This window comes from Enterobacter sp. Cy-643 (assembly GCF_011752815.1).
In the GTDB taxonomy this organism is placed as follows: domain Bacteria; phylum Pseudomonadota; class Gammaproteobacteria; order Enterobacterales; family Enterobacteriaceae; genus Cedecea.
Map to the genome: position 1 here is coordinate 486,734 of NZ_VWWV01000003.1, position 25,422 is coordinate 512,155.

General features: G+C 56.7%; 26 protein-coding genes. 16 read left to right on the forward strand and 10 right to left on the reverse strand.

The window, feature by feature from the left end:
- The first annotated feature begins 11 nt into the window (after positions 1-11).
- On the forward strand, positions 12-614 hold the full coding sequence (gstA, locus tag F3J29_RS15380) for a glutathione transferase GstA (protein ID WP_166867326.1): 603 nt from the start codon (positions 12-14) through the stop codon (positions 612-614).
- Here the strand turns inward: gstA and F3J29_RS15385 are convergent.
- A complete protein-coding gene (locus F3J29_RS15385; RefSeq protein ID WP_166867328.1) occupies positions 609-1,196 on the reverse strand; it encodes a TetR/AcrR family transcriptional regulator in 588 nt (195 codons plus the stop codon). The genes gstA and F3J29_RS15385 overlap by 6 nt on opposite strands.
- Positions 1,197-1,338: 142 nt before the next feature.
- Between F3J29_RS15385 and F3J29_RS15390 the strand changes: the two genes are divergently transcribed.
- From F3J29_RS15390 to F3J29_RS15435, 10 genes are all read left to right on the forward strand, one after another.
- On the forward strand, positions 1,339-2,574 hold the full coding sequence (locus tag F3J29_RS15390) for an epoxide hydrolase family protein (RefSeq protein ID WP_166867330.1): 1,236 nt from the start codon (positions 1,339-1,341) through the stop codon (positions 2,572-2,574).
- A gap of 258 nt (positions 2,575-2,832) precedes the next feature.
- A complete protein-coding gene (gene hutW, locus F3J29_RS15395; protein ID WP_166867331.1) occupies positions 2,833-4,173 on the forward strand; it encodes a heme anaerobic degradation radical SAM methyltransferase ChuW/HutW in 1,341 nt (446 codons plus the stop codon).
- The gene (hutX, locus tag F3J29_RS15400) at positions 4,170-4,667 is read left to right on the forward strand and encodes a heme utilization cystosolic carrier protein HutX (protein WP_166867333.1); all 498 of its coding nucleotides are present in this window, start codon (positions 4,170-4,172) and stop codon (positions 4,665-4,667) included. Before hutW ends, hutX begins: the two co-directional genes overlap by 4 nt.
- Positions 4,664-5,287, forward strand: a complete 624-nt coding sequence (locus tag F3J29_RS15405) for an SDR family oxidoreductase (RefSeq protein WP_166867335.1) — start codon at positions 4,664-4,666, stop codon at positions 5,285-5,287. The genes hutX and F3J29_RS15405 overlap by 4 nt, the downstream gene beginning before the upstream one ends.
- A gap of 114 nt (positions 5,288-5,401) precedes the next feature.
- Positions 5,402-6,247: a glutathione-dependent disulfide-bond oxidoreductase gene (yghU, locus tag F3J29_RS15410; protein WP_166867337.1), complete on the forward strand. Its 846-nt coding sequence runs from the start codon at positions 5,402-5,404 to the stop codon at positions 6,245-6,247.
- Positions 6,248-7,104: 857 nt separating this feature from the next.
- Entirely contained in the window at positions 7,105-7,962 is an 858-nt protein-coding gene (locus tag F3J29_RS15415) for a metal ABC transporter substrate-binding protein (protein WP_286175416.1), read from the forward strand.
- A complete protein-coding gene (locus tag F3J29_RS15420; RefSeq protein WP_166867341.1) occupies positions 7,959-8,777 on the forward strand; it encodes a manganese/iron ABC transporter ATP-binding protein in 819 nt (272 codons plus the stop codon). Before F3J29_RS15415 ends, F3J29_RS15420 begins: the two co-directional genes overlap by 4 nt.
- Positions 8,777-9,634: an iron/manganese ABC transporter permease subunit SitC gene (gene sitC / locus F3J29_RS15425; protein ID WP_166867343.1), complete on the forward strand. Its 858-nt coding sequence runs from the start codon at positions 8,777-8,779 to the stop codon at positions 9,632-9,634. The genes F3J29_RS15420 and sitC overlap by 1 nt, the downstream gene beginning before the upstream one ends.
- Positions 9,631-10,479 carry a metal ABC transporter permease gene (locus tag F3J29_RS15430; protein WP_166867345.1) on the forward strand — a complete coding sequence of 283 codons (849 nt, stop codon included), beginning with the start codon at positions 9,631-9,633 and terminating at the stop codon, positions 10,477-10,479. The genes sitC and F3J29_RS15430 overlap by 4 nt, the downstream gene beginning before the upstream one ends.
- Positions 10,480-10,557: 78 nt before the next feature.
- On the forward strand, positions 10,558-11,421 hold the full coding sequence (locus F3J29_RS15435) for a MurR/RpiR family transcriptional regulator (protein ID WP_008453334.1): 864 nt from the start codon (positions 10,558-10,560) through the stop codon (positions 11,419-11,421).
- On the opposite strand, the gene F3J29_RS15440 is transcribed toward F3J29_RS15435, so the two are convergent.
- On the reverse strand, positions 11,418-11,810 hold the full coding sequence (locus F3J29_RS15440; protein WP_166867347.1) for a RidA family protein: 393 nt from the start codon (positions 11,808-11,810) through the stop codon (positions 11,418-11,420). The genes F3J29_RS15435 and F3J29_RS15440 overlap by 4 nt on opposite strands.
- A gap of 202 nt (positions 11,811-12,012) precedes the next feature.
- Positions 12,013-13,449: an N-acyl-D-amino-acid deacylase family protein gene (locus F3J29_RS15445; RefSeq protein WP_166867545.1), complete on the reverse strand. Its 1,437-nt coding sequence runs from the start codon at positions 13,447-13,449 to the stop codon at positions 12,013-12,015.
- Between the two features lie 202 nt (positions 13,450-13,651).
- On the opposite strand from F3J29_RS15445, the gene F3J29_RS15450 reads away from it, so the two are divergent.
- Complete coding sequence (locus F3J29_RS15450) at positions 13,652-14,872, forward strand: amino acid deaminase (RefSeq protein WP_166867349.1); 1,221 nt, start codon at positions 13,652-13,654, stop codon at positions 14,870-14,872.
- Positions 14,873-14,997: 125 nt separating this feature from the next.
- On the opposite strand, the gene F3J29_RS15455 is transcribed toward F3J29_RS15450, so the two are convergent.
- From F3J29_RS15455 to F3J29_RS15465, 3 genes are read right to left on the reverse strand one after another with little or no spacing between them, the layout of a single operon-like run.
- Positions 14,998-16,326, reverse strand: a complete 1,329-nt coding sequence (locus F3J29_RS15455; protein ID WP_166867351.1) for a PTS sugar transporter subunit IIC — start codon at positions 16,324-16,326, stop codon at positions 14,998-15,000.
- Positions 16,310-17,716: a glycoside hydrolase family 1 protein gene (locus tag F3J29_RS15460; RefSeq protein WP_166867353.1), complete on the reverse strand. Its 1,407-nt coding sequence runs from the start codon at positions 17,714-17,716 to the stop codon at positions 16,310-16,312. Before F3J29_RS15460 ends, F3J29_RS15455 begins: the two co-directional genes overlap by 17 nt.
- Positions 17,713-18,039 carry a PTS sugar transporter subunit IIB gene (locus F3J29_RS15465; protein ID WP_166867355.1) on the reverse strand — a complete coding sequence of 109 codons (327 nt, stop codon included), beginning with the start codon at positions 18,037-18,039 and terminating at the stop codon, positions 17,713-17,715. Before F3J29_RS15465 ends, F3J29_RS15460 begins: the two co-directional genes overlap by 4 nt.
- 316 nt (positions 18,040-18,355) lie before the next feature.
- Between F3J29_RS15465 and F3J29_RS15470 the strand changes: the two genes are divergently transcribed.
- Entirely contained in the window at positions 18,356-18,724 is a 369-nt protein-coding gene (locus F3J29_RS15470) for a hypothetical protein (RefSeq protein WP_166867357.1), read from the forward strand.
- Between the two features lie 15 nt (positions 18,725-18,739).
- Here the strand turns inward: F3J29_RS15470 and F3J29_RS15475 are convergent, their stop codons facing one another.
- Positions 18,740-19,483: an SDR family oxidoreductase gene (locus F3J29_RS15475; RefSeq protein ID WP_166867359.1), complete on the reverse strand. Its 744-nt coding sequence runs from the start codon at positions 19,481-19,483 to the stop codon at positions 18,740-18,742.
- Between the two features lie 122 nt (positions 19,484-19,605).
- On the opposite strand from F3J29_RS15475, the gene F3J29_RS15480 reads away from it, so the two are divergent.
- On the forward strand, positions 19,606-19,965 hold the full coding sequence (locus F3J29_RS15480; RefSeq protein WP_166867361.1) for a winged helix-turn-helix transcriptional regulator: 360 nt from the start codon (positions 19,606-19,608) through the stop codon (positions 19,963-19,965).
- Positions 19,966-19,979: 14 nt separating this feature from the next.
- Here F3J29_RS15480 and F3J29_RS15485 read toward each other — a convergent pair whose 3' ends face one another.
- From F3J29_RS15485 to F3J29_RS15495, 3 genes are all read right to left on the reverse strand, one after another.
- Positions 19,980-20,855, reverse strand: a complete 876-nt coding sequence (locus F3J29_RS15485) for a diguanylate cyclase regulator RdcB family protein (RefSeq protein WP_286175404.1) — start codon at positions 20,853-20,855, stop codon at positions 19,980-19,982.
- On the reverse strand, positions 20,855-23,218 hold the full coding sequence (crfC, locus tag F3J29_RS15490) for a clamp-binding protein CrfC (RefSeq protein ID WP_166867363.1): 2,364 nt from the start codon (positions 23,216-23,218) through the stop codon (positions 20,855-20,857). The genes F3J29_RS15485 and crfC overlap by 1 nt, the downstream gene beginning before the upstream one ends.
- Before the next feature lie 104 nt (positions 23,219-23,322).
- Positions 23,323-23,991: a WYL domain-containing protein gene (locus F3J29_RS15495; RefSeq protein ID WP_038476507.1), complete on the reverse strand. Its 669-nt coding sequence runs from the start codon at positions 23,989-23,991 to the stop codon at positions 23,323-23,325.
- Between the two features lie 409 nt (positions 23,992-24,400).
- On the opposite strand from F3J29_RS15495, the gene F3J29_RS15500 reads away from it, so the two are divergent.
- Both F3J29_RS15500 and yjdN read left to right on the forward strand, forming a co-directional pair.
- Positions 24,401-24,736: a zinc ribbon domain-containing protein YjdM gene (locus F3J29_RS15500; protein ID WP_008455710.1), complete on the forward strand. Its 336-nt coding sequence runs from the start codon at positions 24,401-24,403 to the stop codon at positions 24,734-24,736.
- Between the two features lie 97 nt (positions 24,737-24,833).
- Positions 24,834-25,262, forward strand: a complete 429-nt coding sequence (yjdN, locus tag F3J29_RS15505; RefSeq protein ID WP_166867365.1) for a VOC family metalloprotein YjdN — start codon at positions 24,834-24,836, stop codon at positions 25,260-25,262.
- Positions 25,263-25,422: the final 160 nt, after the last annotated feature.

The following is a 25,422-nucleotide window of genomic DNA, read 5'->3' on the forward strand; positions in this document are numbered from 1 at the left end:
GAATAACATTGATGAAGCTTTACTACAGCCCGGGAGATTGCTCGCTTTCTCCGCATATTGTGGCCCTTGAGTCAGGCCTCGCCTGCGAAATGATAAGGGTGGATCTTAAAAGCCACACGACGCAAAGCGGCGACGACTTCTACAGCATTAATCCCCTGGGATACGTGCCTTTGCTGGCGCTGGATAACGGACAGACATTGCGTGAAGGCGTGGCGATTATTCAGTATCTGGCGGATCTGGCACCTGACAAAATGCTGATGCCAGCGGCAGGCACCTTTGCGCGCTATCAGGCCCAGGCATGGCTGAATTTCATAGCGACCGAAATACACAAAGGTTTTGCGCCACTTTTTACGCCAGCCACGCCGGAGGTGTACAAACCCGTCGCCCGGCAGCTGCTGCACAGGCGCTACCAGTGGGTGGATGAGCAGCTAAAAAATAGCCTGTATGTCATGGGCGAAACATTCTCGGTCGCGGATGCCTATTTGTTTACAACGGTAGGCTGGGCGTCGCATGCCCGGCTGGATCTCAGCGAGCTTTCCCATTTGCAGGCGTGGTATTCGCGTATTGCGCGCCGCCCGCACGTGCAGGCGGCAATGAAAGCCGAAGGGCTATAAACCCAACGCCCCCAAAAAAGTGGCGATCCGTCGCTCAAAGACGGGGCGCTGATATTCAATCAGCGCCATACGCCACAGCCCCTGTAGCCAGGTCGTGATAATGGCAGCCGTTTCCTGCGGATCTACTGTCTCAGGCAGAGTTCCGGCGGCCTTATCTTCACTGAGGCGCAGATAAAGCGCGTCCTGTACCTTCTGTAGTCCGCTTTTTGCCCGCGCGGCCAGCTCAGGCTGAGACAACACCTCCTCGCTGACCATCGCCGCGACCATACAAAGCCGGGAAGACGTTTGCGGATCGTCCAGCGTGTTTAACACTTCGGTGAAGAATGCCCTAACGCCCTCAGCGGCCGTGGGGGCATGCCGCAGCGCTGCCATCCGGCGCTGCACAATCTGCGCTTCGTAGCGATCGAGGCATAACAGGTAGAGGTTCTTTTTGCTTTTGAGCGTGTTGTAAAACGACCCTTCGCCAATCTCCATCGCTTTCAGGAGATCGCGCAGGCCAGTCTCAGCGTAGCCTCGCTGCCAAAAAAGCGCCGTCGCACGGTCCAGCGCCTGCTCGTAGTCAAAGTTAATTTTTCTCGTCATAGGCCGCAGTATAGCAATTGTAGCAATTGCTACAACTTTATTGACGCCCGCAGCCAACCCAGGATATTTTGTATCAGTCGCTACAAATAGCGTTTACCTTTACCTCCCCGCCGCAAATGGCGGGTTCATTCTGGAGCTAATCATGTCCCGCATCACCCATTCTGCCGAGCCATTTACCCTGCCGGCGGCGACGGAAGCCGTCACTCCCTTTCACCTGCATATCCCGGAAAGCGCTATTGAGGATCTGCACCAGCGTCTCGCCGGCGTGCGCTGGCCGGAGCAGGAAACCGTGGAAGACTGGTCGCAAGGTGTGCCGCTTAGCGCCGCAAAATCCTTGATTTACGACTGGTTGCATCACTATGACTGGCGCAAGCTTGAAGCCCGGTTAAACAGCTACCCACAATTCCGCACAAAAATCGACGGCGTGGGGATCTACTTCATTCATGCGCGTTCCCCACACGCAAACGCCACGCCGATCCTACTCACGCACGGCTGGCCGGGTTCGGTTATTGAGTTTCTGGACGTCATCGACCGGCTTACCGACCCAACCCGCTTTGGCGGCACGGCGGAGGACGCTTTCCACGTTGTGATCCCGGCGATGCCAGGCTACGGCTTTTCAGACAAACCGACGGAAGAGGGGTGGAACCCGGCCCGCATTGCGCGAGCATGGACCACGCTGATGACCGAGCGCCTGGGGTATAAATCCTGGGTCGCACAGGGCGGAGACTGGGGGGCAGCCATCACCACTGCGCTGGCCGGTCAGGCTCCGGCAGGGCTGCTGGCGGCTCACGTGAACCTGCCGATGGTCGTACCTGCCATCCTGCCGGAACAGCCGACGGAAGAGGAGAGCCAGGCGCTGGCGGCCATTGAATTGTACGTGTCGAATAAAGCAGGCTATGCCAACCTGATGAATACCCGGCCACAAACCATCGGCTATGCGCTGAGTGATTCCCCCGTCGCGCTTGCCGTCTGGATGTACGAGAAATTCCAGGAGTGGACCGACAACCGCGGTCAGCCCGAAGATGCGCTCAGCCGGGAAAAAATGCTGGATGACATCTCCCTGTACTGGTTTACCGGCACCGGCGTGTCCAGCGCGCGGCTTTACTGGGAAGGCGTGGGCAGCACAATCCGCGGCGCGGACTTTTTCTCTGCCGCGCGTTCTGGCATAGAAAAAATCAGCATCCCGATGGGCGCCAGTCTTTTTCCGGCTGAAACTTTCACGCCGCCACGTGCCTGGGCCGAAGCGGCATGGAGCCAGTTGTTCTACTGGAATAAAGTTGAAAAGGGCGGCCATTTCGCCGCCTTCGAACAGCCGGAAATCTTTGCCCGCGAGCTGTGGCAGGCGTTCCGTCCCTTCCGGGATCGGCCCCTCAGCTAACCCAAGCCGATCCCCGCGCTAAGCCTGGTGGGCTTGCTGCCCGCCAGGTCAATCAGACGGTCTCTGCCCGGAGGCTCTTCCCCGCCAGATACTTAGCCCTGTATTTATCAGGCCGGGGAGGAAAAGCGTGCGGCTTCTGACCGGGGTTGACCTAAATCAAAAGCCGCTCGTTTTTCTCCCTCAAAGCTCACTTTGCGCTTCACTTACCTCAAACAAGATAACGATAATCACAATCATTTTCATTTATGAGTAAGCGACATGACACTGGATCTCCAGGCGCACTTTGCGCTCCCCGGCGGGCAACCCTTTAAAGACAGGCACGCCACCATGCCGTGGCGCGGCGCAATACCTATCGCCAAAGAACAGCTGGAGCACACCTGGCAGCAGGTGATTGCCGGCCCAACGCCTCCCGGTAAAAGGCTGGTTTACCTCCATATTCCCTTCTGTGCAACGCACTGTACTTTCTGCGGTTTTTACCAGAATCGCTATGAGGCTGACCACTGCGAACGCTACACCGACGCGCTGCTCAGGGAGATCGAACTGGAGGCCTGCAGCCCGCTGCACCAGTCTGCCCCCATTCACGCCATCTACTTTGGCGGCGGCACGCCTTCGGCGCTGTCAGCCAGAGATTTGGCGCGGATCATTACCGCCCTGCGCCGCAGCCTGCCGCTGGCGCCGGACTGCGAAATCACCATCGAAGGCCGGGTGCTGAATTTTGACGATGAGCGTATCGACGCCTGCCTCGACGCCGGAGCCAACCGCTTCTCCATCGGCATCCAGTCGTTTAACAGCAAAATCCGCAAAAAAATGGCGCGTACCTCCGACGGTCCCACCGCCCGACGCTTTATGGAAAACCTCTGCAAGCGCGATCGTGCCGCCGTGGTCTGCGATCTGTTGTTTGGCCTGCCCGGGCAGGATCAAAAGCTGTGGGCAGAAGATCTGGCTATCGCGCGGGACATCGGCCTGGACGGGGTCGATCTTTATGCCCTGAATCTGCTGCCGCAAACGCCGCTGGGTAAAGCCGTGGAAAACGGACGCATCACGCTGCCTTCCCCGGCCGAACGCAGGGATTTGTACCTGCAGGGCTGCGACTTCATGGACAGCGCAGGCTGGCGCTGCATCAGCAACAGCCACTGGGCGCGCACCACGCGGGAACGTAATCTTTACAATCTGCTGATCAAGCAAGGTGCAGACTGCCTGGCCTTTGGCTCCGGCGCGGGCGGCTCGGTTAACGGCTACTCCTGGATGGTTGAACGCAACCTGGAGGCATGGCACGCCGCCGTCGCCGCAGGGAAAAAACCGCTGATGATGATGGCCCGCACCACTGACCCAGGCTACCGCTGGCGGCATCGCCTCCAGGCAGGCATTGAAACCGCCCGCGTGCCTCTCGACGAGCTGACCGCCGATGCGCATCTGCTCCAGCCGCTGCTGACCCAATGGCACGAATCCGGCCTGACCAGCGATAACTCAACCTGCCTGCGCCTGACCGACGAAGGCCGCTTCTGGGCCAGCAATATCTTCCAGTCGCTGCAGACGCTGGTTGCCGCCCTCAATACCCCATTAACCACGGACAAAAAACCACAAGGAGCAACGCTATGACTTCCGTTTCCCTCGCCGATTACTTAAAAACCCAGCCGGACGGCACGCTGGAATCTATTGCCGCACAATATAATGTCACCTTGCTGGATGTTGTCTCCCAGCTCCCTGCTCAGGCGCTGGTTAGCGGCGAGCAGTTCGACACCGTCTGGGACACCGTTGTCGAATGGGGCTGCGTCACTACCCTGGTCCACACCCCTGATGTGATTATTGAATTTTCCGGGGAACTGCCCTCCGGCTTCCACCGCCACGGTTATTTCAACCTGCGCGGTAAAAAAGGCATGACGGGGCATATCAAAGCGGCTAACTGCACCCACATCGCGTTGGTGGAACGCAAGTTTATGGGGATGGACACCGCCTCGATTCTGTTCTTCAATCAGGCGGGCAGCGCGATGCTGAAAATCTTCATCGGGCGCGACGATCATCGCCAGTTACTGGCAGACCAGCTGGCGGCTTTTCGTGCGCTGGCAGAGAAACTTAAGGGAAATATTGCATGACGCCATGGTTAATTTTTGGGGCCGGAGGCAAAGGCGTGGGCGCGCTAACCGCGAAGATGGCTTTGGCAGAGAACCGCCCTGTTGTTGCGCTGGTGCGTAACGAAGAGGCCGCCGCAAAACTGCGCGAGGCAGGTGCTCAGGTTATTACCGGCGACGCCTGCGACGCAGACGCTGTTGCAGAAGCCTGCCGTCTGGCGGGCAAGGACGCCACAATCATTTCGACGATGGGCGGTTCACAGGATTACCAGGCGCACCGGACAGTTATCGACTGCGCCGAAAAAGCCGGGATCTCACGCATGGTGCTGGTCACCTCTTTAGGCTGCGGAGAAAGCTGGGCTTATTTATCCGATCGGGCAAAAGCGGCCTTTGGTCAGGCAGTGCGGGAAAAGTCCCTCGCCGAAAGCTGGCTGCAAACCAGTACGCTGGATTTTGCTATTGTACGCCCGGGCGGCCTGCTTCACGGCGAACCCACCGGCAAAGCTGTGCTGAGCCAGACCCCCGAAATTCACGGTATGGTCATGCGGGCCGATGTTGCCGCGCACGTCGCAGAACTGGCAAAATCCTCCCGCCTGAATCGCCAGGTTTACGGCCTCGTTGAACCGGGGCTGAAACCAGCCTGATGCCACGCCGGGCTTTCGCTTTTCTGGCGGTATAGCCCGGCAGGCTCTTCCCTCTTGCTACACTTCAAGATAGTTTCATCAGATAACTAACCTGATAAGAAGGCAGATCACGCGATGTCCGAACACAACTACCAGCCCCCAAAAGTCTGGACCTGGAACAAGACCGAAGCCGGTCAGTTCTCCAGCATCAACCGCCCGATTTCCGGCCCGACTCATGAAAAAACGCTGCCTGTCGGCAAACATCCGCTGCAGCTTTACTCCCTTGGCACGCCAAACGGGCAGAAAGTCACTATTCTGCTGGAAGAGCTGCTGACGCTGGGCATCAGCGGGGCAGAGTACGATGCGCACCTGATTCGCATCGGTGAAGGCGACCAGTTCTCCAGCGGGTTTGTAGAAGTAAACCCAAACTCTAAAATTCCGGCGCTGTTTGACCACTCCGTCACGCCGCCGCTGCGCGTGTTTGAGTCCGGCAACATCCTGCTTTATCTCGCGGAAAAATTCGGCCACTTCCTGCCGAAAGACATCGCCGGGCGCACCGAAGCGCTGAACTGGCTGTTCTGGCTGCAGGGTTCCGCGCCATACCTGGGCGGCGGCTTCGGCCACTTCTACCACTATGCCCCGGTCAAAATTGAGTACGCCATCAACCGCTTCGCGATGGAAACCAAGCGCCAGCTGGACGTCCTCGACAAACAGCTGGAGAAAAACCGTTTTATCGCCGGAGATGAATACACGATCGCCGATATTGCCATCTTTACCTGGTACGGCGCGCTGGCGAAAGGCGGCCTGTACGAATCCGCCGAGTTCCTCGACATAGACTCCTACAAACACTTTGGCCGCTGGGCCGATGAAGTGGCTAACCGCCCGGCAGTGAAGCGTGGCCGCATCGTAAACCGCACCTGGGGCGATGTGCAGCTGGCCGAGCGCCACGATGCTTCAGATTTTGATGCATTAGGGTTGTAAGCTTTCACGCCAATCCTCTCTCTGGAAGGGGGAGGTGCTATTTCATATCGTAGTTTTTCCGTTCACCAATAGATCGATTTCCCCTGCACGTTCCCAGCACGGTGAACGTGTCAGGGAGATAACGCCATCTCCCTGACAACCCTGGCGCCCGGCGAGCTCATCGCCGCTGAAGCGGTAAACCCACCGGCCATCACCCAAACATTCGGGGTCGTTCGCGATGCGTTCCCGACGCTCGCTCTCTTTCGCTGTTCCCGACAGCTCAACCCCGCCTGAGTTGGGTCATCACCGGGGGCGATGAGAGCCGGGAACAAGGGCATGGCTGTAGGGCTTGCAGCAACGTTAACGTTCCGTGTGGCTGCAGGTATAAAGCGAGGCACGGTTCCGGCTTAAATCGCCTGCGTTTTCTCTCCGACTGGCCAGGGTCCGGACGTCGGGAACGGCCGGAGGCTGAGAGCGTCGGGAACGCATCTCAGCCGACCCAGGACTGGGAGATAAAACGGAGGTCTGCCGCTTCAGCGGTCGATTTATTTGGCCGGGAGTCCGGGGTCTCGGGGGAGTGACGGTGGCTCCCCCGAGCCGTTCACGGATACGGTGGCTGTATATAAAACAGGGGGGAGAAGTGAACGGACCTTAGCCTGTCCGGCATAGACCGAGAGCTTTGTTATGAAGAAACAATCAGAACAAGCCCCCCACATTTAAATCACACAAATGATAATAGTTTGCATTTGATTATAGCAACAGCTATGTTTTATAGCACTTGCTATAAACGCTGAATCTATAATCACTCGTGAGGGAAGACGATGCCCGGGAAACTGAAGTTAACGCAAAGTATTGTCGCTGCAGCCGCCGCGCTGGCGATGCTGTTGGGTGCCACTCAGGCGCAGGCCAAATTTAAGGCAATCACCACCTTTACTATCATCGCGGATATGGCGCAGAACGTGGCCGGTGATGCCGCCGACGTGGAGTCCATCACCAAGCCCGGCGCGGAAATTCACGAGTACCAGCCGACGCCGGGAGACATTCGTCGGGCGCAGGGCGCTCAGCTGATCCTGACCAACGGGCTGAACCTCGAACTCTGGTTCGCGAAGTTTTATCAACACCTGAAAGGCGTGCCTGAAGTCGTCGTCACCACCGGCATTCAGCCCACGGGCATCACCGAAGGCCCTTATAACGGTAAACCGAACCCTCACGCGTGGATGTCCCCGCAGAATGCGCTGATCTACGTCGATAACATTCGGGATGCGTTCGTTAAATACGATCCGGACAACGCCGCGATCTATACCCGCAACGCCGAAGCCTACAAACAGAAAATTCAGCAAACCATTGAGCCGCTGCGTAACGAACTGGCAAAAATTCCGGCGGATAAACGCTGGCTGGTTACCAGCGAAGGCGCATTCTCCTACCTCGCCAACGACTTTGGCCTGAAAGAACTCTACCTGTGGCCGATCAATGCCGATCAGCAGGGCACCCCGCAGCAGGTGCGTAAGGTGATCGACAGCATTCGCAAATATCAGATCCCGACTATTTTCAGCGAAAGCACCATTTCCGATAAACCTGCTCGCCAGGCGGCGAGAGAATCCGGCGCACACTACGGCGGCGTGCTGTATGTCGACTCCCTGAGCGCGGCAAACGGCCCGGTGCCGACCTACCTTGATCTGCTGCGCGTCACCACCAGCACTATCGTTAACGGCATCAATGCAGGGCTGAAGAAATGAGTCGTCGCCCCGGCATCATCGTTCAGGACGCCAGCGTGACCTACCGCAATGGCCATACCGCGCTGCGGGCGGCCAGCTTTGAGATTCCGACCGGCACCATTGCGGCGCTGGTCGGCGTCAACGGTTCGGGGAAATCCACGCTGTTTAAGGCGATTATGGGCTTTGTACGCCTGGCCAGCGGCAGCATCTCGATTCTGGATATGCCCACGCGCAAGGCGCTACGCAACAACCTGGTCGCCTATGTGCCGCAGTCCGAGGACGTGGACTGGACATTCCCGGTGCTGGTGGAAGACGTGGTGATGATGGGCCGATTCGGCCACATGGGGATGCTGCGCATTCCCGGCAAGGCTGACAAACAGGCGGTAGACAACGCCCTCGCCCGCGTCGGCATGAGTGACTTTCGCAAACGGCAAATCGGTGAACTGTCCGGCGGCCAGAAAAAACGCGTGTTCCTCGCCCGGGCAATTGCCCAGGACGGCCAGGTTATTCTGCTGGACGAACCATTTACCGGCGTGGACGTGAAAACGGAAGAGCAGATCATCGCCCTGCTGCGCGAGCTGCGGGACGAAGGCCGCACGATGCTGGTCTCAACCCACAACCTGGGCGCCGTCACCGACTATTGCGACTATACCGTGCTGGTGAAAGGGACCGTGCTGGCCTGCGGCCCGACCGACGTCACCTTTACCCAGGCCAACCTGGAGCTGGCGTTCAGCGGCGTGCTGCGCCACGTTACGTTAACCGGGAAAGAAACCAGCGTCCTCACCGACGACGAAAGGCCGTTTATCCACGGCGCGGCGTTAAAAGGGGAGCCTTAATGTCCGTCCTGCTCGAACCGTTTAGCTATGGCTACATGTTTAACGCCATCTGGGTATCGGCGCTGGTCGGCGGCGTATGTGCCTTCCTCTCCTGCTACCTGATGTTGAAAGGCTGGTCGCTGATCGGCGATGCCCTTTCCCACTCCATCGTGCCGGGCGTGGCCGGCGCCTATATGCTCGGCCTGCCGTTTTCCATCGGCGCATTTTTCTCCGGTGGCCTGGCGGCAGGCACCATGCTGTTTTTAAACCAGCGCACGCGCCTGCGCGAAGACACCATCATTGGCCTTATTTTTTCGTCGTTCTTTGGCCTCGGCCTGTTTATGGTGTCGCTCAACCCGACATCGGTAAACATCCAGACCATCGTGCTCGGCAATATTCTGGCCATTGCCCCGTCGGATATCGTGCAGCTGGCGATTATCGGCTTTGTCTCGCTGGCGATTCTGTTGCTGAAGTGGAAAGACCTGATGGTGACCTTCTTCGACGAAAACCACGCGCGCTCCATTGGTCTTAACCCGCTGTGGCTCAAGGGATTATTCTTTACCCTGCTGTCGGCTACCACCGTGGCGGCGCTGCAAACCGTTGGCGCGTTCCTGGTGATTTGCATGGTGGTCACGCCGGGCGCAACGGCTTATCTGCTGACGGATCGCTTTCCCAGGTTGTTGATCATTTCCGTTACGTTAGGCACTTTTACCAGCGCATTTGGCACCTGGATAAGCTATTTCCTCGACGGTGCCACCGGCGGCATTATCGTTGTGCTGCAAACGCTTATTTTCCTGCTGACCTTCGTGTTTGCCCCCAAACACGGCCTGCTGGCTAGTCGTCGGCGCGCGCGCCTGAGCCTGGAGCAAACGCCATGAGCCTGTTAGACACGCTGCTTTCCCCCTTCCAGTTTGGCTTTATGATCAACGCCCTGGCCATGACCACGCTGGTCGCCATTCCGTGTGCGCTGCTCTCCTGCTTCCTGGTGCTAAAAGGCTGGGCGCTGATGGGGGACGCGATGAGCCACGCGGTCTTCCCCGGCGTGGTGATCGCCTGGATGGTCGGCCTGCCGCTGGGCCTCGGCGCGTTCGTGGCCGGGCTGTTTTGCGCCTTCGCCACCGGCTACCTGCAGGACAACAGCCGCATCAAGCGCGACACGGTGATGGGCATCGTTTTTTCCGGCATGTTTGGCGCCGGCCTGGTACTTTACGTCTACCTAAAACCGGATATTCATCTCGACCACATTCTGTTTGGCGATATGCTGGGCGTGAGCAGCAGCGATATCCTACAAACTGGCATTATTGTGCTGCTAACGGCGATTATTGTGACGCTAAAATGGCGGGATCTGCTGCTACATGCATTCGACCCGATTCAGGCCCAGGTTTCCGGCCTGAACGTGAAGCTGCTGAACTACGGTCTGCTCTGCCTGGTTTCGCTGACCATCGTCGCGGCGCTGAAGGCGGTGGGGATTATCCTCGCGATATCCCTGCTTATCGCGCCAGGCGCTATCGCTTCGCTGCTAACCCGCACCTTTAAAGGCATGATGCTGGTCGCTCTTGTGCAGGCCATCGTGACGTCGTTCCTTGGCGTCTACCTTTCATTCTTTATCGACAGCGCCCCCGCGCCGACCATCGTTGTGCTTTCTGCGCTGGTCTTCATCGCCGCCTTTATCCGGGCGACAATCAAACAGCGGCGCATGGAAGCGATGAGCGAACCATTCTGAATCCACGTGAAGCGACCCGGGTAACGGTTTTATGGTACAAAGTACCTTCTCTTTATGCACAAGTACCAGGGTCGCGCCATGAGCTACACCATCGATATTATCTCCTGCATCACCGATCGTTTCGTTGAGCTGACCGCCACCGAAAAGCGCATCGCGCAGTTTATTCTGGACGACGTGCAAACCGCCGCGGCGCTGCCCATTTCGGAAATGGCGCGCCAGACGCAAACCAGCCAGGCGTCAATAACCCGCTTTGCCCGCGCCATCGGCTGCAAGGACGTACGCGAACTGAAGGTCAAACTCGCCCAGTCTCTGGCGGTAGGGCAGCGCTTTATTCTCGATGTGCCGGACCTCGAAGGCGTGCAGGGGATCTACGAAACCATCATCAACGTGCTGGATATCAACCGCCGCGCGCTAAACCCGGAGTCACTCAACAAGGCCGTAACCTGGCTGAGCAATGCGCGCCAGATTCTGGCGTTGGGCATGGGCGGCGGGTCAACAATTTGCGCGCAGGAGCTACAGTTCCGCCTGTTTCGCCTCGGACTGCCGGTGGTGAGCCAGAGCGATGGCCTGCTGGCAAGAATGATGGCGGCGTCAGTGGCCTCCAACGATGTGGTGGTGGCGCTATCGTTGGGAGGCTATACGCCGGAGGTGGTGGAGAGCGCGGCTATTGCGCGCCAGTATGGCGCAAAGATCATCGCCATTACCCCGCAGGGAACCCCGCTGGCCGAACAGGCGGACATCGTGCTGCCGCTGATTATTCGTGAAAACGACTACATTTTTAAGCCGAGCACTTCGCGTTACGCCATGCTGGCGATGATTGATGTATTGGCCACCGAACTGGCGATGGCCAACAAAAGCCAGGCGAAGGACCGGCTGCGCCGCATCAAGCTGGCGCTGGACAGCCATCGCGGCGGGGCAGACAGGCAGCCGCTGGGCGATTAACCCCGGTCGGCGCGGTAGCAGGTCACATCCACCTCAACTTTACAGTCCACCACCAGATCCGCCACGCAGCAAACGCGGGCTGGCGGATGGTCACCGAAGAACTCCCGGAACACTTTATTGAAGGACTGGAAATAGCGGGCATCAGTCAGGTACACCTTCACGTGGACCACGTCAGCGAGGGTGTAGCCCGCTTCGGTCATGATATCCACACAGTTCTGAATCGCCAGCCGAGACTGGTCGACAATCCCGCCCTCAACCACTTCGCCGTCTTTCATCGGCGTCTGGCCGGACACATACAGCCACCCGGCTGCCTCAACGGCTTTGGCAAAAGGCAGGGGCTGCCCGCCGGTGCCGGTGCTGCCGCCCACGCCATAACGTTTAATGCTCATCATTGCTCCTTGTTGATCGGTTTACCCTCACCCTAACCCTCTCCCTGAAAGGGAAAGGGGACAAACTTTCAGTCCGGGAACAACTTCACCTCTCCTCATTGGGCAGAGGGCCGGAGTGAGGAAAAAGAAAAAATCTAATCCCAAATTCACGCTTGTTTTCCCCCTCTCCCCTCTGGGGAGAGGCCGGGGTGAGGGGCTAAATTCACTTCTGCCGACGCAGAAATCGCCCAGCTCGACCAATCACCTTCTGCTCGAGCCCATAGCTCATCACGCCATTCACCATTACCGCCTCAATACCCGCCGCAGGCTGCTTCGGGTTACTGAAGCTCGCGACGTCGCGTACGGTCAGCGGGTCGAACAACACCAGGTCAGCATAATAGCCACGCTTCACCAGGCCCCGTTCGGGCAACTGGAACCGCGCCGCCGACATTCCCGTCATCTTATGCACCGCCTGCGTCAGCGGGAAAAGCTTCTCGTCACGGCTATAATGACCCAGCACGCGCGGGAACGCGCCCCACAGGCGGGGATGCGGCATTGGGTCGTTCGGTAAACCGTCTGACCCGACCATCGTTGCCGGGTAGCGCAGCACGCGCCGCACGTCCTGCTCGTCCATGTTGTAGTAAATCGCCCCCGCGGGCATCAGTAATTTTCCCGCTTCGTGCAGTGTCATCGACCAGTCGTCAGCAATTTGTTTCAGCGACCGACCGGCAACCTCCGGATGCGGTTCAGACCAGGTAATTACGATCTCGAACTCGTCGGTTATCTGCTTCATGTCCAGCGTTGAAGAGCTGGCGGAATAAGGGTAACAGTCGCAGGAGACATCCTGCTGTTCGCGGACTTTGTCGAACAGCCTTAGCGTTTCAACCGTGCGGCCCCAGTTTTTCGCCCCGGCGCATTTGTGGTGCGACACCACAACCGGCACTTTCCCGTGGCGGCCAATGCGGAAAGCCTCATCCAGCGCCTCAAGAATCGGCTCAAACTCGGAGCGCAAATGGGTGGTGTAAATCCCCTTCTCCGCCGCCAGCTCCTCGGCCAGCGCCATCACCTCTTCGGTAGTGGACTGAAACGCGCTGGCATAGGCCAGGCCGGTGCTCAGCCCCAGCGCCCCCTGCTGCAGCGCCTGCTTTAGCTGGCCGCGCATGGCGAGAATCTCCGCTTCCGTCGCCGGGCGGAACAAATCATCCATCTGGTTATTGCGCAGCGCGGTATGGCCAACCAGCGTGCCCACGTTAATGGCCGGGCGAGCCTGCTCCACGGCTTGCGCGTAGGCTTCGACGGTGGGATAGATAAACTGGTGCGCTTCCCCCAGCAGATTCATCGGGTCGGGCACCTCCGAGTTGATCGTTGCCCCCGCCGCACTGATGCCGCAGTTGCCGACGATCGCCGTGGTAATACCCTGGCTAATCTTCGGCAGATATTCAGGAAAACGGATCACGTTAATGTCGTCGTGCGTGTGAACATCAATAAACCCCGGCGCTAATACCCGCCCGCAGCCGTCTATTTCATGCGCGGCCTCGCCGGAAATACCCGGCGCAATATCGGCGATTCGGTCGCCCAGCACCGCCACATCGGCCAGATATTCCGCGCCGCCGGAGCCGTCAATCACGGTGACATTCCTGAAGAGATAATCGAACTTCATCTGCGCCTCACGCCAGTCATAATCTGCGTGCAAGTTAACCATTTACAAGCCATAAAAACAGTGAAAAACTAAACAAAACCCTTGCAAATCAATGATACTTTTATTCATAAATTTTATGGAAAGACAATAATTTATATAAATAACATCAAGTTAAAATTGATACTTACTCTGAAAGAAAGAATATCCCCGGAGGAAATACGTTATGAAATACCAGGAAATTAACCTCGTACCCCATAAGTCCGCCCTCATACATTCCCCTGCCAATGTCCTCAACGAAGACGTCTGTTTGCCCGCCGCGCTGATCAAAAAATCAGCGCTGAAGAACAACATCCGGTGGATGCAGGCCTACGCCGATGCGCGCGGCGTTTCGCTGGCACCGCACGGGAAAACCACCATGACGCCGTGGATCTTCCAGCAGCAGCAAAAGGCGGGCGCGTGGGCCATCGGCGTAGGCAGCGCATGGCAGGCCAGCATCGCGATGTCCGCGGGCATCGAACGCGTGCTGATGGTTAACCAACTGGTAGGCAAAGCGAACATCACGCTGGTGTCCCAGCTGAAACATAAACACACCGCCGTCGACTACATCTGCTGCGTGGACAGCGAAGCAAACGCCCGCACCCTGTCGGCCTTCTTTAGCCAGCAGGGGCAAAGGCTCGACGTGCTGATTGAGCTTGGCGTGCCGGGTGGCCGCTGCGGCTGTCGCAGCCCGGAACAAGCGCTGGCGCTGGCGAAGTTGGTGGCAGAATTACCCGGCCTGACTTTACGCGGCCTGGAGCTGTACGAAGGCGTGCTGCACGGTGAGAATCCGCAGCCAAAAATAGAAGCGCTACTGCAAGAGGCGGCCGTATTAGCCTGCCGGATGGAACGCTATGTTGATGGCGAATTCCTGCTCACCGGCGCGGGTTCTGTCTGGTATGACGTGGTGTGCAATATCTGGCTCGCCGCAGAAAAACCGGCCAACTGTCGCATTGCGATCCGCCCCGGCTGCTACATCACTCACGACGGCGGAATTTATCAGGAAGCCCAGGATCAGCTGATGGCGCGCGATCGGATCGCCTGCGATCTTGGCGGCGATCTGGTTTCCGCCCTGGAGCTGGTAGCGATGGTGCAGTCGGTCCCGGAAAGCGATCGGGCGATTGTGAATTTTGGCAAGCGCGACAGCGCATTTGATGCCGGTCTGCCACAGCCGATAGCCCACTATCGCCAGGGCAAGCCGCTGGCTTCGCCCTCAGAAACCATCGAAACCACCGGAATTATGGATCAGCATGCCATGTTGAAATTCAAGCCGGGCGCGGATGTGCAGGTTGGGGATATTCTGGTGTTCAGCACCTCTCACCCGTGCCTGACGTTTGATAAGTGGAAGGCGCTGCTGCTGGTGGACGACGAATATAACGTGCTGGATGAGTTAGAGACGGCGTTCTAGATCTTACCCTCACCCTAACCCTCTCCCTGGAAGGGAGAGGGGATAAAAACCACTCACTTACCTAAATTCCCCCTCTCCCCTCTGGGGAGAAAGCCGGTGTGAGGGGCTGAAGGACAACAGAAAATTTACTTCGCCTCGGCCAACGCCTTAGCCCTCTCCTCTTCTTCCTTCTGCTGAAGCTCGGTTTCCAGCATCTTCTTCTCGTACACCTTAAAGAACGGGTAATAGATCGCCAGTGAAATAAAGAAGCAGATAAACACCAGGCCGCAGGCAATCAGGTTCCAGTTGGTGGTGATCAGCGCCCCCAGCGGAGCCGGAACGGTAAACGGCGGCTTCACCATCATCCGTGGGATCAGCCCGCTAATAGTGAACAGATACACCACCACGGTATTCACCATTGGCGCCAGAATAAACGGGATCGCGAGGATCGGATTCATTACGATCGGCGCGCCGAAAATCATCGGCTCATTGATGTTAAACAGCCCCGGGATAAACGACAGTTTACCCAGCTGCTTCAGGTAGATAACCCGCGAGCGGATAAACAGCACCACCAGCGCAAGCGTTGAGCCGGTGCCGCCCATCTGCGCATACCACTGGAAGAACTGCTCGGTGAAGATGTTCGGCAGCTCATAGGCGCTGACGCCGGACTGGAACAGCTCCATATTCTGCACAATCGCCTGATCCCACAGCGGGCGGATCAGCGGCCCCATCACCGCATGGCCGTGGATCCCCAGCACCCAGAACACGTCGATAAAGAACTGGGTCACAATCCCGCCAAACAGGTTGGTGCCGGTCATAAAGCCCTTCAGCGGCATAATGATGTAGCTGATGATGGCGTTGATATCAATGTTCAGGAAGTGGCGAGGGATCCAGAACACCAGCACCACGGCAAGCGTCGGGAACAGCGCCGAAAACGAGCTGGCCACCACCGGCGGCACGCCCGCCGGCATTTTGATTTCAATATTGCGAACTTTGATAAACCGGTAAATCTCAATGGCAATCAGCGAAGAGATAATCGCCCCGAACAGCCCCTGAGAACTCAGCGAAGTGATGGGAATGTAGCGCCCCGCCACCGCCTCACCCGCCACGGTTACGCCCTGCTTAATGTTCACCGGCACAATCATCAGCAGCGTCGCCAGCATCGCCAGCAGGCCGCTGGTAATGTCATTCAGCTTGTAGCTTTTGCCGAGGAACGAGCCGATGGTAAACGCGGCGTACAGCGACATCAGCCCGACGGTAAAGCGGAACGGCACGTCCAGCATATCGCGCCACGGCGCAATAAAATCCATGTAGCCCTTAATCGGGATGTTCAGCAAAATCACGAAAAAAGAGCCGACAATGGTCAGCGGCAGAATCGAAATAAGCCCGTTACGAATCGCCTGCATATGCCGCTGGTTACCGATAGCATTCGCCACCGGCATTAGCTTTTCAGCCAGCTTATCGAAGCTCGACATGTTCTGTCCCCTCAAACCCGTTGTGCTCAATCACGGCGCTGAACCAGCGCCCGGACTTTTTCAGCGAACGCTGCTGGGTCGCTAAATCCAGCCGGTAGAAGCCGTAGCGGTTTTTATAGGCGTTCTGCCACGACCAGCAGTCGATGAAGGTCCACATCTGGTAGCCCAGACACTGGCTGCCCTCCGCCATCGCTTTGTGCAGCCACGCCAAATGCTCCTGAAGAAACTCAATGCGGTAATCGTCCTGTACTTCCCCGTCCACCATGAACTGCTCTTCATCCATAATGCCGATCCCGTTCTCGGAGACGAACCACGGCAGGTTGCCGTAACGTTCTTTCACCAGCATGGCGATGTCGTACAGCGCGGGCGGGTAAATCTCGATGCCGCGCGAGGTATTCATCCGCCGCCCCGGCATCACGTACTCTTCAAAAAAGCGCTCCGGCACAAATCCGTGGGGCTCTTCAAGCAGCGTCTCACGCGCTTTCACCCGGCGTGGGCGATAGTAGTTAATCCCCAGCAAATCGACGCGGGTCGCGGCAATCAGCTCGCAATCCCCCGGCGCCGTCTTCGGCAGTACGTCATATTCTTTCAGCAACGCCACCAGCTCGGCAGGGTAGCGCCCAACCAGCATCGGCTCGTTAATGCTGCGCGTATAGAACAGGTCGGCCATCTCCGCCGCCCGCCGATCTTCCGGGCTGTCGCTGCGCGGGTACACGGGAATGACATCCATGATGATGCCAATCTGCCCTTCAAGATCCAGCTCACGCCAGGCGGCGACCGCTTTGCAGTGGGCAATAACAATGTGGTGCAGCACCTGAGCCGCACGGCGGAAATCCGTGACGTAAGGATAATGGCGAGGATGCAAATAGCCCGCTTCGGCGGGAATAAGCGGCTCGTTGAAGGTGAACCAGTAGCGTACCCGGTCGCCGAACAGGCGGTAGCAAATCCCCGCGTAGCGAGCGAAAGCGTCCACCACTTCCCGGTTCTCAAACCCGCCCTTGGCCTGCAGCACCAGCGGCATATCAAAATGGTAGAGATTGATAAAAGGCTCAATGCCCTGGCGAATCAGCTCATCAATCACATCGTTATAAAACTGCACGGCAAGAGGATTAACTTCCCCGTCGCCGTCGGGGATCAGGCGAGACCAGGAAATCGACGTACGGAAAGAATTCAGGCCAATGTTTTTCGCCAGCTGAATATCTTCCCGCCAGCGCTGATAAAACGTGGAAGTCTCGTCAGAGGTGACGCCGTCATAAAAACGGGCGTTAAACTCATGCGAGGCGAAATCCCAGATATTATCCCCCTTACCATCGCCCTCAACTCGCCCCTCTGACTGCGTGGCGCTGGTCGCCGTACCCCACCAAAATTTTTCGGGAAAGCGGTATTTCATACCCCCCCCTGCTCAGCCGTTTTCAGCAGCGACAGCGCGTGGTCCAGCACCTTGTCGCCCTGCATCGAGCCGTAATGCATCATGTCGATGGCCGCCACCGGCACGCCGTGAGGCGCCGCCGCCGCGCTCAGGTTCTGCAGCTGGAATTTCACCTGCGGCCCGAGAAGGATGACGTCGGCCTCATCGATAATCTGGTCGAAATCGGACACCGGCACGGCGGTAATTTCCACCGCCACATCACGAGCTTGCGCGGACTGCTTCATTCTTTCCACTAACATGCTGGTGGACATCCCCGCAGCACAGCATAAGAAGATTTTTTTCATCGCTTTTCCCTCAGAGAATCAATGCAGTGTCCGCGATATGCGGCCAAATATATTCTGAGTAGCGGTGAAAAAAGCCACAAGTGAGGGTGGGCACAGATTTGCTTTTAGCGGCTGGTACTTTTGGCGAATGAACGCCAGAACTTACATTAAAAGTAATAATAAACAGACGGATAAGAATGTTACTTTTCTGGTGGCGTTCGTCTTTTAGCGCGGTTTTATTCACGAGAATGGTGGGGCGGTCACAGGCAGACGTTCATCTTAGTATTGCACCATGCCCTCACCCCGGCCCTCTCCCAGAGGGAGAGGGGGAAAACAAGTGCCAGATAACAAGGTTTATTCCCTCACTCCATCATCAAATGGGAACAGCAGCTTCAGCCTGTTTTATTTATCCCCTCTCACCCCATCATCGAATGGGAACAGCAGCTTCGGCCTGTTTTATTTATCCCCTCTCACCCCATCATCGAATGGGAACAGCAGCTTCGGCCTGTTTTATTTATCCCCTCTCACCCCATCATCGAATGGGAACAGCAGCTTCGGCCTGTTTTATTTATTCCCTCACCCCATCATCAAATGGGAACAGCAGCTTCAGCCTGTCTTATTTATCCCCTCTCATCCCATCATCGAATGGGAACAGCAGCTTCGGCCTGTTTTATTTATCCCCTCTCCCTTCCAGGGAGAGGGTTAGGGTGAGGGTAAAGAGCTACAAACTCCCCACGCCACCGTCGACCAACAGGTCGGTGCCGACCACGAAGGCTGATTCGTCAGACGCCAGGAACACGGCAGCTTTTGCCAGCTCCAGTGCGGTGCCGAGACGCCCAATCGGCACAAGATCGCGGATAGTTTCCCGCAGCGTGTCGGCGGCTACACCATTCCCCAGTTTGCCCAGCGCCGGGGTTTCCGTCGGGCCCGGGCTCAGCCCGTTAACCCGAATGCCACGCGGATGCAGCTCCCCGGAAAGCGTACGAGCCAGAGAAAGTATCCCCGCTTTGCTCGCCGCGTAGGCGTTGGTCTGCGGCAGGCCGATGCGCGCGCTGACCGAGCCGCACACAATCACCGAAGACGGGTTAGCCAGCAGCGGCAGCAGCGCCTGAATCAGGAAGAACGGGCCTTTGAGATTGATGTTCATCAGCCGGTCATATGCCTGTTCGTCCCAGTCTTCCAGCGAATGGTGCGTCACATCACCCGCGTTGATGTAGAGCACATCCAGCCGCGGCCAGAGCTGCTTCAACTCCGCCGCCACCGCACGCTGCCCGGCGATATCGCCCGCATCGCTTTTAATCAGGTGCACATTGCCCAAAACCTCTTTGGCTGCCTGTAGCCCCCGCTCGCTGCGCCCGGTGATCGCCACCGTTGCACCTTCGGCAATAAACTGCCGCGCCGTTTCAAGCCCGATGCCGCTGGTGCCGCCGGTAATCAAGGCGTATTTGCCGTTAAGTCTGCCCATCGTCGTGTCCTCATTCATCACTGTTGCGGGCATTATTTCCGCTATAGTATTCTTTGGATAGTAGGCACCAAATGGATACTAAGGAACCACAAGGGGCGCATTAGCGTGTGCCGGGAGCCAGGATGACAAAAAATTTTTCAGCCCTGCCGCCCGCGGGCAGCGACTGCCCGATGGTGAATTTTGTGAATCTCATTTCGGGCAAATGGGCCATTCCAATTTTGTACCGCCTGATCCTTCTCAACGATCCGGTGCGCTTTAGTGACCTGCAGCGGGCTGTCAGTCCCATTACGCAGAAAGAGCTCACCCGCCAGCTTCGTCAATTTGAAGCTCGCGGCCTGGTGGTGAGGCAAGTTTTTGCGGAAGTCCCGCCGCGCGTGGAATATCAGATCACCGCGCTCGGTAAGTCTCTGCGACCAACGCTGGATTCACTCGCCGAATGGATGAAGGAGAATGCCGGTGAGATGGAACTGTCTCTTCCCTGAGAACGCGACGTCAGTTAGCCAAAAACTTCATCGACCAGCGCGCTGCCGAGGCGCATGGCCGAACAAATACGCGGCATGCCCAGCGCCACGCCCTGCCAGCTCTGTGTGACCGAGTAACAGATCGGCTGGCGTTCAATGTCGCAGCCATCCCCGAGCCAGGTCAGCGCGTCTTTATGCTCCAGTAACCCCGGAGACGTTGGCGTCGCCAGCCAGTCATGGAAATAATGGCGGGTGCGAGGGGAAGCGTTCACCTCCTCCGCCAGGCGGTTGATGGCGAGGCTGCGCACATGCTCAATCAACTCCTCAGCCTGCTCCGGCGTCCCCAGACGAACGGCATCGCCAAAGGTGCCCCAGCGCAGCTCTTCCAGCGCGACGTAGCAACGCGCAGCCGGAGAGAATGAAAAATAGTGCCCGCTGCGCCAGCGGGAAAAAATCTGCTCGCTGTGGACCATGCCCTGGCGGACGAGATCGCTGTGGTGAAACTCTTCTTTCAGCCGGGTCAGCCGCTGAGAAAAGTAGTCGCGCAGGGCCCGGAGCCGCTCACGCACCGCTGCCGAATGGTGCGCCGTACGGGCTGAAACCGGCTCCAGCTGGGCAATTCTCTCGCTTATCTGGCTGTTAGCTAAGTAGCTTTTTGCCAAATCTGTCGACAGCTGGCCGAGGCTTATCAACGACGCATCAAGCTCATCCTGCGGCGGTGTTCCCGCGAGTCCGGCCTGCCGCCGGGCCACAGCGACGAACAGCGCCAAAAGCTGCTCATAAAACGCCTGACTTTGCGGGCTGCTCCACGGCTGGCGGGCGACATCAATCCCCATGGCAAAGTCGACGACAAATTTTTCACTAAGACAGCTGAGGGTTCTTATTGGCCCTTCCATTAATACACTGCTCATCATTGCTCCGCTGAGAAAAGCGTCTGGATATCATCGCGCAACAGGCGGGTATCCTCGTGAATGTAACGTGCCGTTCTGACACTCTGTTCCAGCTTGTTCTGGAGAGAAAACAGCACGGTGTCGTTCTGCTGTTTCGAGGAAAGACTCTGCCGTAAATTGCTGTGAATAGCGTCCAGCGCACCGGCAAAATCGGCGAAAAACGTCGCCATCCCGGCCGTGACGGAAATATCCACCTGTGCGGTAATCGCCTGGTTTATCTGGCTCAGGAAAGTCGACACATGGTCATGCAGCTTTTGCTGTAACTTCTCGAGGTCAATCACGTAGCGGCTATGGGTGGCGGCATAATCTTCCCAGCCCCAGTCCACGCCGTTCAGCCAGCGCGCCAGCACGCCCCGCATTCCGTTTTGCGGCTGCATTGCCGACATCGCCACTTCCTGGTTTTCGATAACATTGGTGAACGCCGAGTGGGTGTTAAAATTAAGCTGGCTGGCCTGGAACGCAGGCAGGCTGATTTGAGCGCGGAATCCGGCCACTTTCAGGCCGTCACTCACCCGCTGCTCAATAGGCTTCAACGCCGACTGCAGCGTATAGGTCAGGTTCGCCTCAAGGTTACTGAGCAGTGCCCCAAGCTCCCCGCTTAGCGTTTGCTGGGCGGCAAATAAAATGCTTTCGCTGGACGCGCGAATCTTGTGTAGCAAAGTGCGGGCCGTCGCTTCATCTTCGCCCATTAGCTTCTCGCTGCCCGGCGAAAAATCCACGTTTCGCGTTAAGGTATGCGGGTATAACGGGTGCAGCTTCTCTGCGCCCGGCCGCCCCTCCCGGAAATAGGTTTGCAGGTCGCTATGCATCTGAGCTTCAAAGCGCTGCATAAAATCGCCTATGCCGGCGAGGGCATCGCTGACCTGCCGCTGAATCACCGCGCTCACCGACTGCTGAGTCTGCAGCAGCAGTTGAATATCCTGCTCCAGTTGAAGAATATTCTCCTGCAGGCTGTCGTTCGCCACCTGCAACCCCTGGCAGCGGAAACTCAGGTAACGTTCTGCGCCTTCGGCATAGTCCAGCAGCTTGTGGCACGCCGCCCGCAGCGTGTACAGAGAAGCATTCGCGTGCGCGGTATGCAGAATCGTCTCAATCGGGGACTCAAACATCGAGTCTTCCCACAGCAAGTCCGCCGCATGGCGCAGATGCTCGATATCAGCCAAATCCGCACTGCGCCAGCGCCGGCCTAATGCCGCTTCCGCAAAGTCCTGCACCCAGCGCTGCTCTTCGGGGTCGGGTAAACGACCATACGTGGCCAGTTCGTAGCGGGCACGGTTGGCAAGATAGCCCCACATACTTGACACCGGGAACACATTTTCCGGCGCAATGCTGTCCTTCATCAACGTTCCGGCGATCATTGCCTTCACCTGAGCGGCATCGTCGCCGTTGCGATCCTTCTGATCGAACTTGTTCACCAGCGCATACAGCGGCACCGATTTGCTGACGCCGAGCACCGCCTCGCGGACTTCTTCGTCGGATATGGACTTAAGCTGCGTGTAGTCCATCACCGCCAGCACGGCGGAAGCCTGCGCCAGCTGCTCTTTAAGCATCTTTTGCAGGTGTGGCTGCCCCGCTTCGTTCGGCCCAGGCGTGTCCAGCAGCGTCAGCTGACCGTGGCCATTTTTGAGGCCGGCCAGATGCACAAACTCCACCTCAATGACCGGCACATGCTCAATCGCGGCATAGGCTTTGAAGGGGAAAGCGACATCCAGAACCCGGCACAGGCGCACCAGATCGTTCAGGCTCTTCAGGCAGTGGAAAATGGGCTGCGCGCCGAGATAATGGCGTTCAAAGCCTTTACCGTTGGCGATCCTGGCGATAAGCGCCTCCATATCCCGATCCACTTCCAGCTCGCGCGCCAGCGCTTCCCGGCTGGTGAGCAGCAGCTTCTCCTGCAGTTCCCCCATCAGGTTTTCTATCGGCTGAACATAGGGGAAATGCAGCACCGGCTCGCGCTGGCCCGGGGTGTGGCGGATAAGCGTCGGCAGCGCCGTCATTGGCCGGTTGCGGTTAGGCAGAACCTCCGTGCCCACAATGGCATTAATGGTGGTCGACTTCCCCGCTTTCATGGTGCCGACAATCGCCAGGACCATTTCATGTTGGGTTATTTTACGCCTTTCATTTTGCAGCATGTCTTTCTGCAGTTCGATTCCGCGTGGGCTAAATTTCAATGGATGTACCGTAGCCACAGGGTTCGCTAAAGCGCTATTTTGTTCATTTTGTAAAGCCAGTGGAGCGACTTTTAAAGCGCTAAGGTTTTGTAACGCTAATTGCAAAAGACGCTCGGCTTCCTGACTCAGTTCAAAAATAGTTTGTGTGTGCATAAAAAATCTTTCCTTAACTCAAATTATCCGGTTTTATCACCGCCACCGTGTAGTTGTAATCATGGCAATACCGGTTTTTATAATTACGTGAGGGAAATAATTTATTAATTAACATTACACCACGCCGCGATCCTGGCTTTTAAGTCGCTCTGCCAGACCTGCGGGGAAATAATGGTGAGATGCGGTATCCAATACTGCACCAGCGGAAACAATTGTTCTGGCGAAGCAATATGACTCGCCAGAAGTAACTCTCCGTTATCAAGCTCTCTGATGGTTTTTTGAAAAGGTAATAGCTTGCGCTGTTTAAAATGTTCAGCCGCCTGCGCCGAAACCTGTAACAGCACTTCCGTCTTTACCCTTTCCCCACCAGGATCGTCCCGATCGTCAAATAATGGATAAAAAATAGCTTTACGCTGTGGGCTATTTTCATATTCATACCCTACAACCAATAAATCTGGAATAGCGCGCAGCGTAATATATTGATTATGGCTCTTTATGTCGTACCACGGATAAAACGCAGCAAGCCCTACGCGTTTAGTAATGCGTAACAGGTCGTTTACGTTAAACTGTCCTTTTAAATGCGAAGAGAGACGCTTTTTCCCCTCGCCGACGTCCTCCAGAATAGCACCAAGCCGGTTCAAATCACGATACGCAGTTCGCATATCTACATCAAAACGCTGGCGGATAATATCAGCGGAAAGGGTTTCCCCCTGATAAAGACTTAAGACGATTTCGGCCAGTCGATCTGCAACTTTTACTTTCGCGCCTTTCATTCTCATCGGTTCCTGCCTCTGTATCGGTACATCCATAGGCCCAACCATACCCCTGTCAAGTGACAGGAGGTGTCAGCGCAATACGCTTTTTTTTATTTTTTCAAACAGGTATAGCGCAGCAGCCCATGCTGGCAGACTTGCTCGAAGCGAAGTGAAACTAAGTTAAATTAGCCTTATTTAACGGCAATTAAAGCCTGAACTTTAAGTTAAATTTGGTGGTTATTTCTTTGAATGAAAGGTTTTTTGTACTTTATGGCGGCCAGAAAGCCCGCCGGGCATAGGTTTACGGCAATAATCCCTGCAAATGTAGGGATTTGATGTATAATCTCAGCACTTTTTCGCGATTCAGCATATTTTCACGGCCAAATCGCTATTTTTCATTACTTTATCTCACCTTGAGGATCAGATAATGCAACTCCCTCATTGCCCGAAGTGCAATTCCGAATACACCTACGAAGACAACGGCATGCTGATTTGCCCGGAGTGCGCTCATGAATGGAATCCGGCCGCGGCGAGCGAAGAAGACGCCGCGCTGGTAGTAAAAGATGCTAACGGCAACCTGCTGGCCGACGGCGACAGCGTCACCGTCGTGAAAGATCTCAAGGTCAAAGGGAGCTCTTCGATGCTGAAGATCGGCACAAAAGTGAAGAACATTCGCCTGGTAGAAGGCGATCACAATATCGACTGCAAAATCGACGGTTTTGGCCCGATGAAGCTGAAGTCCGAGTTTGTGAAAAAGAACTAATCTCCCCCGGCAGGTGGCCTTGCCGCCTGCCCCGCCTGGCTTACCTGCCCCGCACAACCTACACTTCTTCTGCACTCTCCTTACAGAGGATTCGGTTATGCCTTTAGGACCCTACATCTCATTAAACGGTCGCTGCGCCGAGGCCATCGCCTTTTACCAGCAGGCTTTGGGCGCCGAACTGACGTTCAAAATTACCTTCGGTGAAATGCCCAAAGAAGCAACCAATGCCGAGGACTGTAGCGGCGCGGGCGTCTATTCTGACGACAGCGTTATGCACGCAAATTTGCGGGTGGCCGGTAACGATTTGATGATGACCGACGCCAGCATGAGCGGGGAAAAACCACAGCACAGCGGCTTTTCACTCTGCCTTGCCAGCCAGGATCCGGCAGAGGGTAAACGCTGGTTTGACGCCCTCTCCGCTGGCGGCACCGTCACCATGCCCTGGAGCGAAACTTTTTGGGCAAAAGGCTATGGCTCACTGACGGATAAGTTCGGCATTCCGTGGATGGTCAACGTCGAAAGATAAAGCGGCATATTCTTTTATTCTTTTAGGGTCCGCTAATCCGGGCCCTTTATTTTTACCAATGGTTAAAAATTCAAGAAAATCAAAGCAGCTTATATATTCATTTTTTTGATGCCATTTCATTATTCCTTTTTAAAGAATTTATTCCTGACAAAAGGAGCCA

Coding starts and splice junctions, on each gene's coding strand:
- gstA (WP_166867326.1), top strand. CDS start 12: ATGAAGCTTTACTACAGCCCGGGAGATTGCTCGCTTTCTCCGCATATT.
- F3J29_RS15385 (WP_166867328.1), bottom strand. CDS start 1,196: ATGACGAGAAAAATTAACTTTGACTACGAGCAGGCGCTGGACCGTGCG.
- F3J29_RS15390 (WP_166867330.1), top strand. CDS start 1,339: ATGTCCCGCATCACCCATTCTGCCGAGCCATTTACCCTGCCGGCGGCG.
- hutW (WP_166867331.1), top strand. CDS start 2,833: ATGACACTGGATCTCCAGGCGCACTTTGCGCTCCCCGGCGGGCAACCC.
- hutX (WP_166867333.1), top strand. CDS start 4,170: ATGACTTCCGTTTCCCTCGCCGATTACTTAAAAACCCAGCCGGACGGC.
- F3J29_RS15405 (WP_166867335.1), top strand. CDS start 4,664: ATGACGCCATGGTTAATTTTTGGGGCCGGAGGCAAAGGCGTGGGCGCG.
- yghU (WP_166867337.1), top strand. CDS start 5,402: ATGTCCGAACACAACTACCAGCCCCCAAAAGTCTGGACCTGGAACAAG.
- F3J29_RS15415 (WP_286175416.1), top strand. CDS start 7,105: ATGCTGTTGGGTGCCACTCAGGCGCAGGCCAAATTTAAGGCAATCACC.
- F3J29_RS15420 (WP_166867341.1), top strand. CDS start 7,959: ATGAGTCGTCGCCCCGGCATCATCGTTCAGGACGCCAGCGTGACCTAC.
- sitC (WP_166867343.1), top strand. CDS start 8,777: ATGTCCGTCCTGCTCGAACCGTTTAGCTATGGCTACATGTTTAACGCC.
- F3J29_RS15430 (WP_166867345.1), top strand. CDS start 9,631: ATGAGCCTGTTAGACACGCTGCTTTCCCCCTTCCAGTTTGGCTTTATG.
- F3J29_RS15435 (WP_008453334.1), top strand. CDS start 10,558: ATGAGCTACACCATCGATATTATCTCCTGCATCACCGATCGTTTCGTT.
- F3J29_RS15440 (WP_166867347.1), bottom strand. CDS start 11,810: ATGAGCATTAAACGTTATGGCGTGGGCGGCAGCACCGGCACCGGCGGG.
- F3J29_RS15445 (WP_166867545.1), bottom strand. CDS start 13,449: ATGAAGTTCGATTATCTCTTCAGGAATGTCACCGTGATTGACGGCTCC.
- F3J29_RS15450 (WP_166867349.1), top strand. CDS start 13,652: ATGAAATACCAGGAAATTAACCTCGTACCCCATAAGTCCGCCCTCATA.
- F3J29_RS15455 (WP_166867351.1), bottom strand. CDS start 16,326: ATGTCGAGCTTCGATAAGCTGGCTGAAAAGCTAATGCCGGTGGCGAAT.
- F3J29_RS15460 (WP_166867353.1), bottom strand. CDS start 17,716: ATGAAATACCGCTTTCCCGAAAAATTTTGGTGGGGTACGGCGACCAGC.
- F3J29_RS15465 (WP_166867355.1), bottom strand. CDS start 18,039: ATGAAAAAAATCTTCTTATGCTGTGCTGCGGGGATGTCCACCAGCATG.
- F3J29_RS15475 (WP_166867359.1), bottom strand. CDS start 19,483: ATGGGCAGACTTAACGGCAAATACGCCTTGATTACCGGCGGCACCAGC.
- F3J29_RS15480 (WP_166867361.1), top strand. CDS start 19,606: ATGACAAAAAATTTTTCAGCCCTGCCGCCCGCGGGCAGCGACTGCCCG.
- F3J29_RS15485 (WP_286175404.1), bottom strand. CDS start 20,855: ATGAGCAGTGTATTAATGGAAGGGCCAATAAGAACCCTCAGCTGTCTT.
- crfC (WP_166867363.1), bottom strand. CDS start 23,218: ATGCACACACAAACTATTTTTGAACTGAGTCAGGAAGCCGAGCGTCTT.
- F3J29_RS15495 (WP_038476507.1), bottom strand. CDS start 23,991: ATGAAAGGCGCGAAAGTAAAAGTTGCAGATCGACTGGCCGAAATCGTC.
- F3J29_RS15500 (WP_008455710.1), top strand. CDS start 24,401: ATGCAACTCCCTCATTGCCCGAAGTGCAATTCCGAATACACCTACGAA.
- yjdN (WP_166867365.1), top strand. CDS start 24,834: ATGCCTTTAGGACCCTACATCTCATTAAACGGTCGCTGCGCCGAGGCC.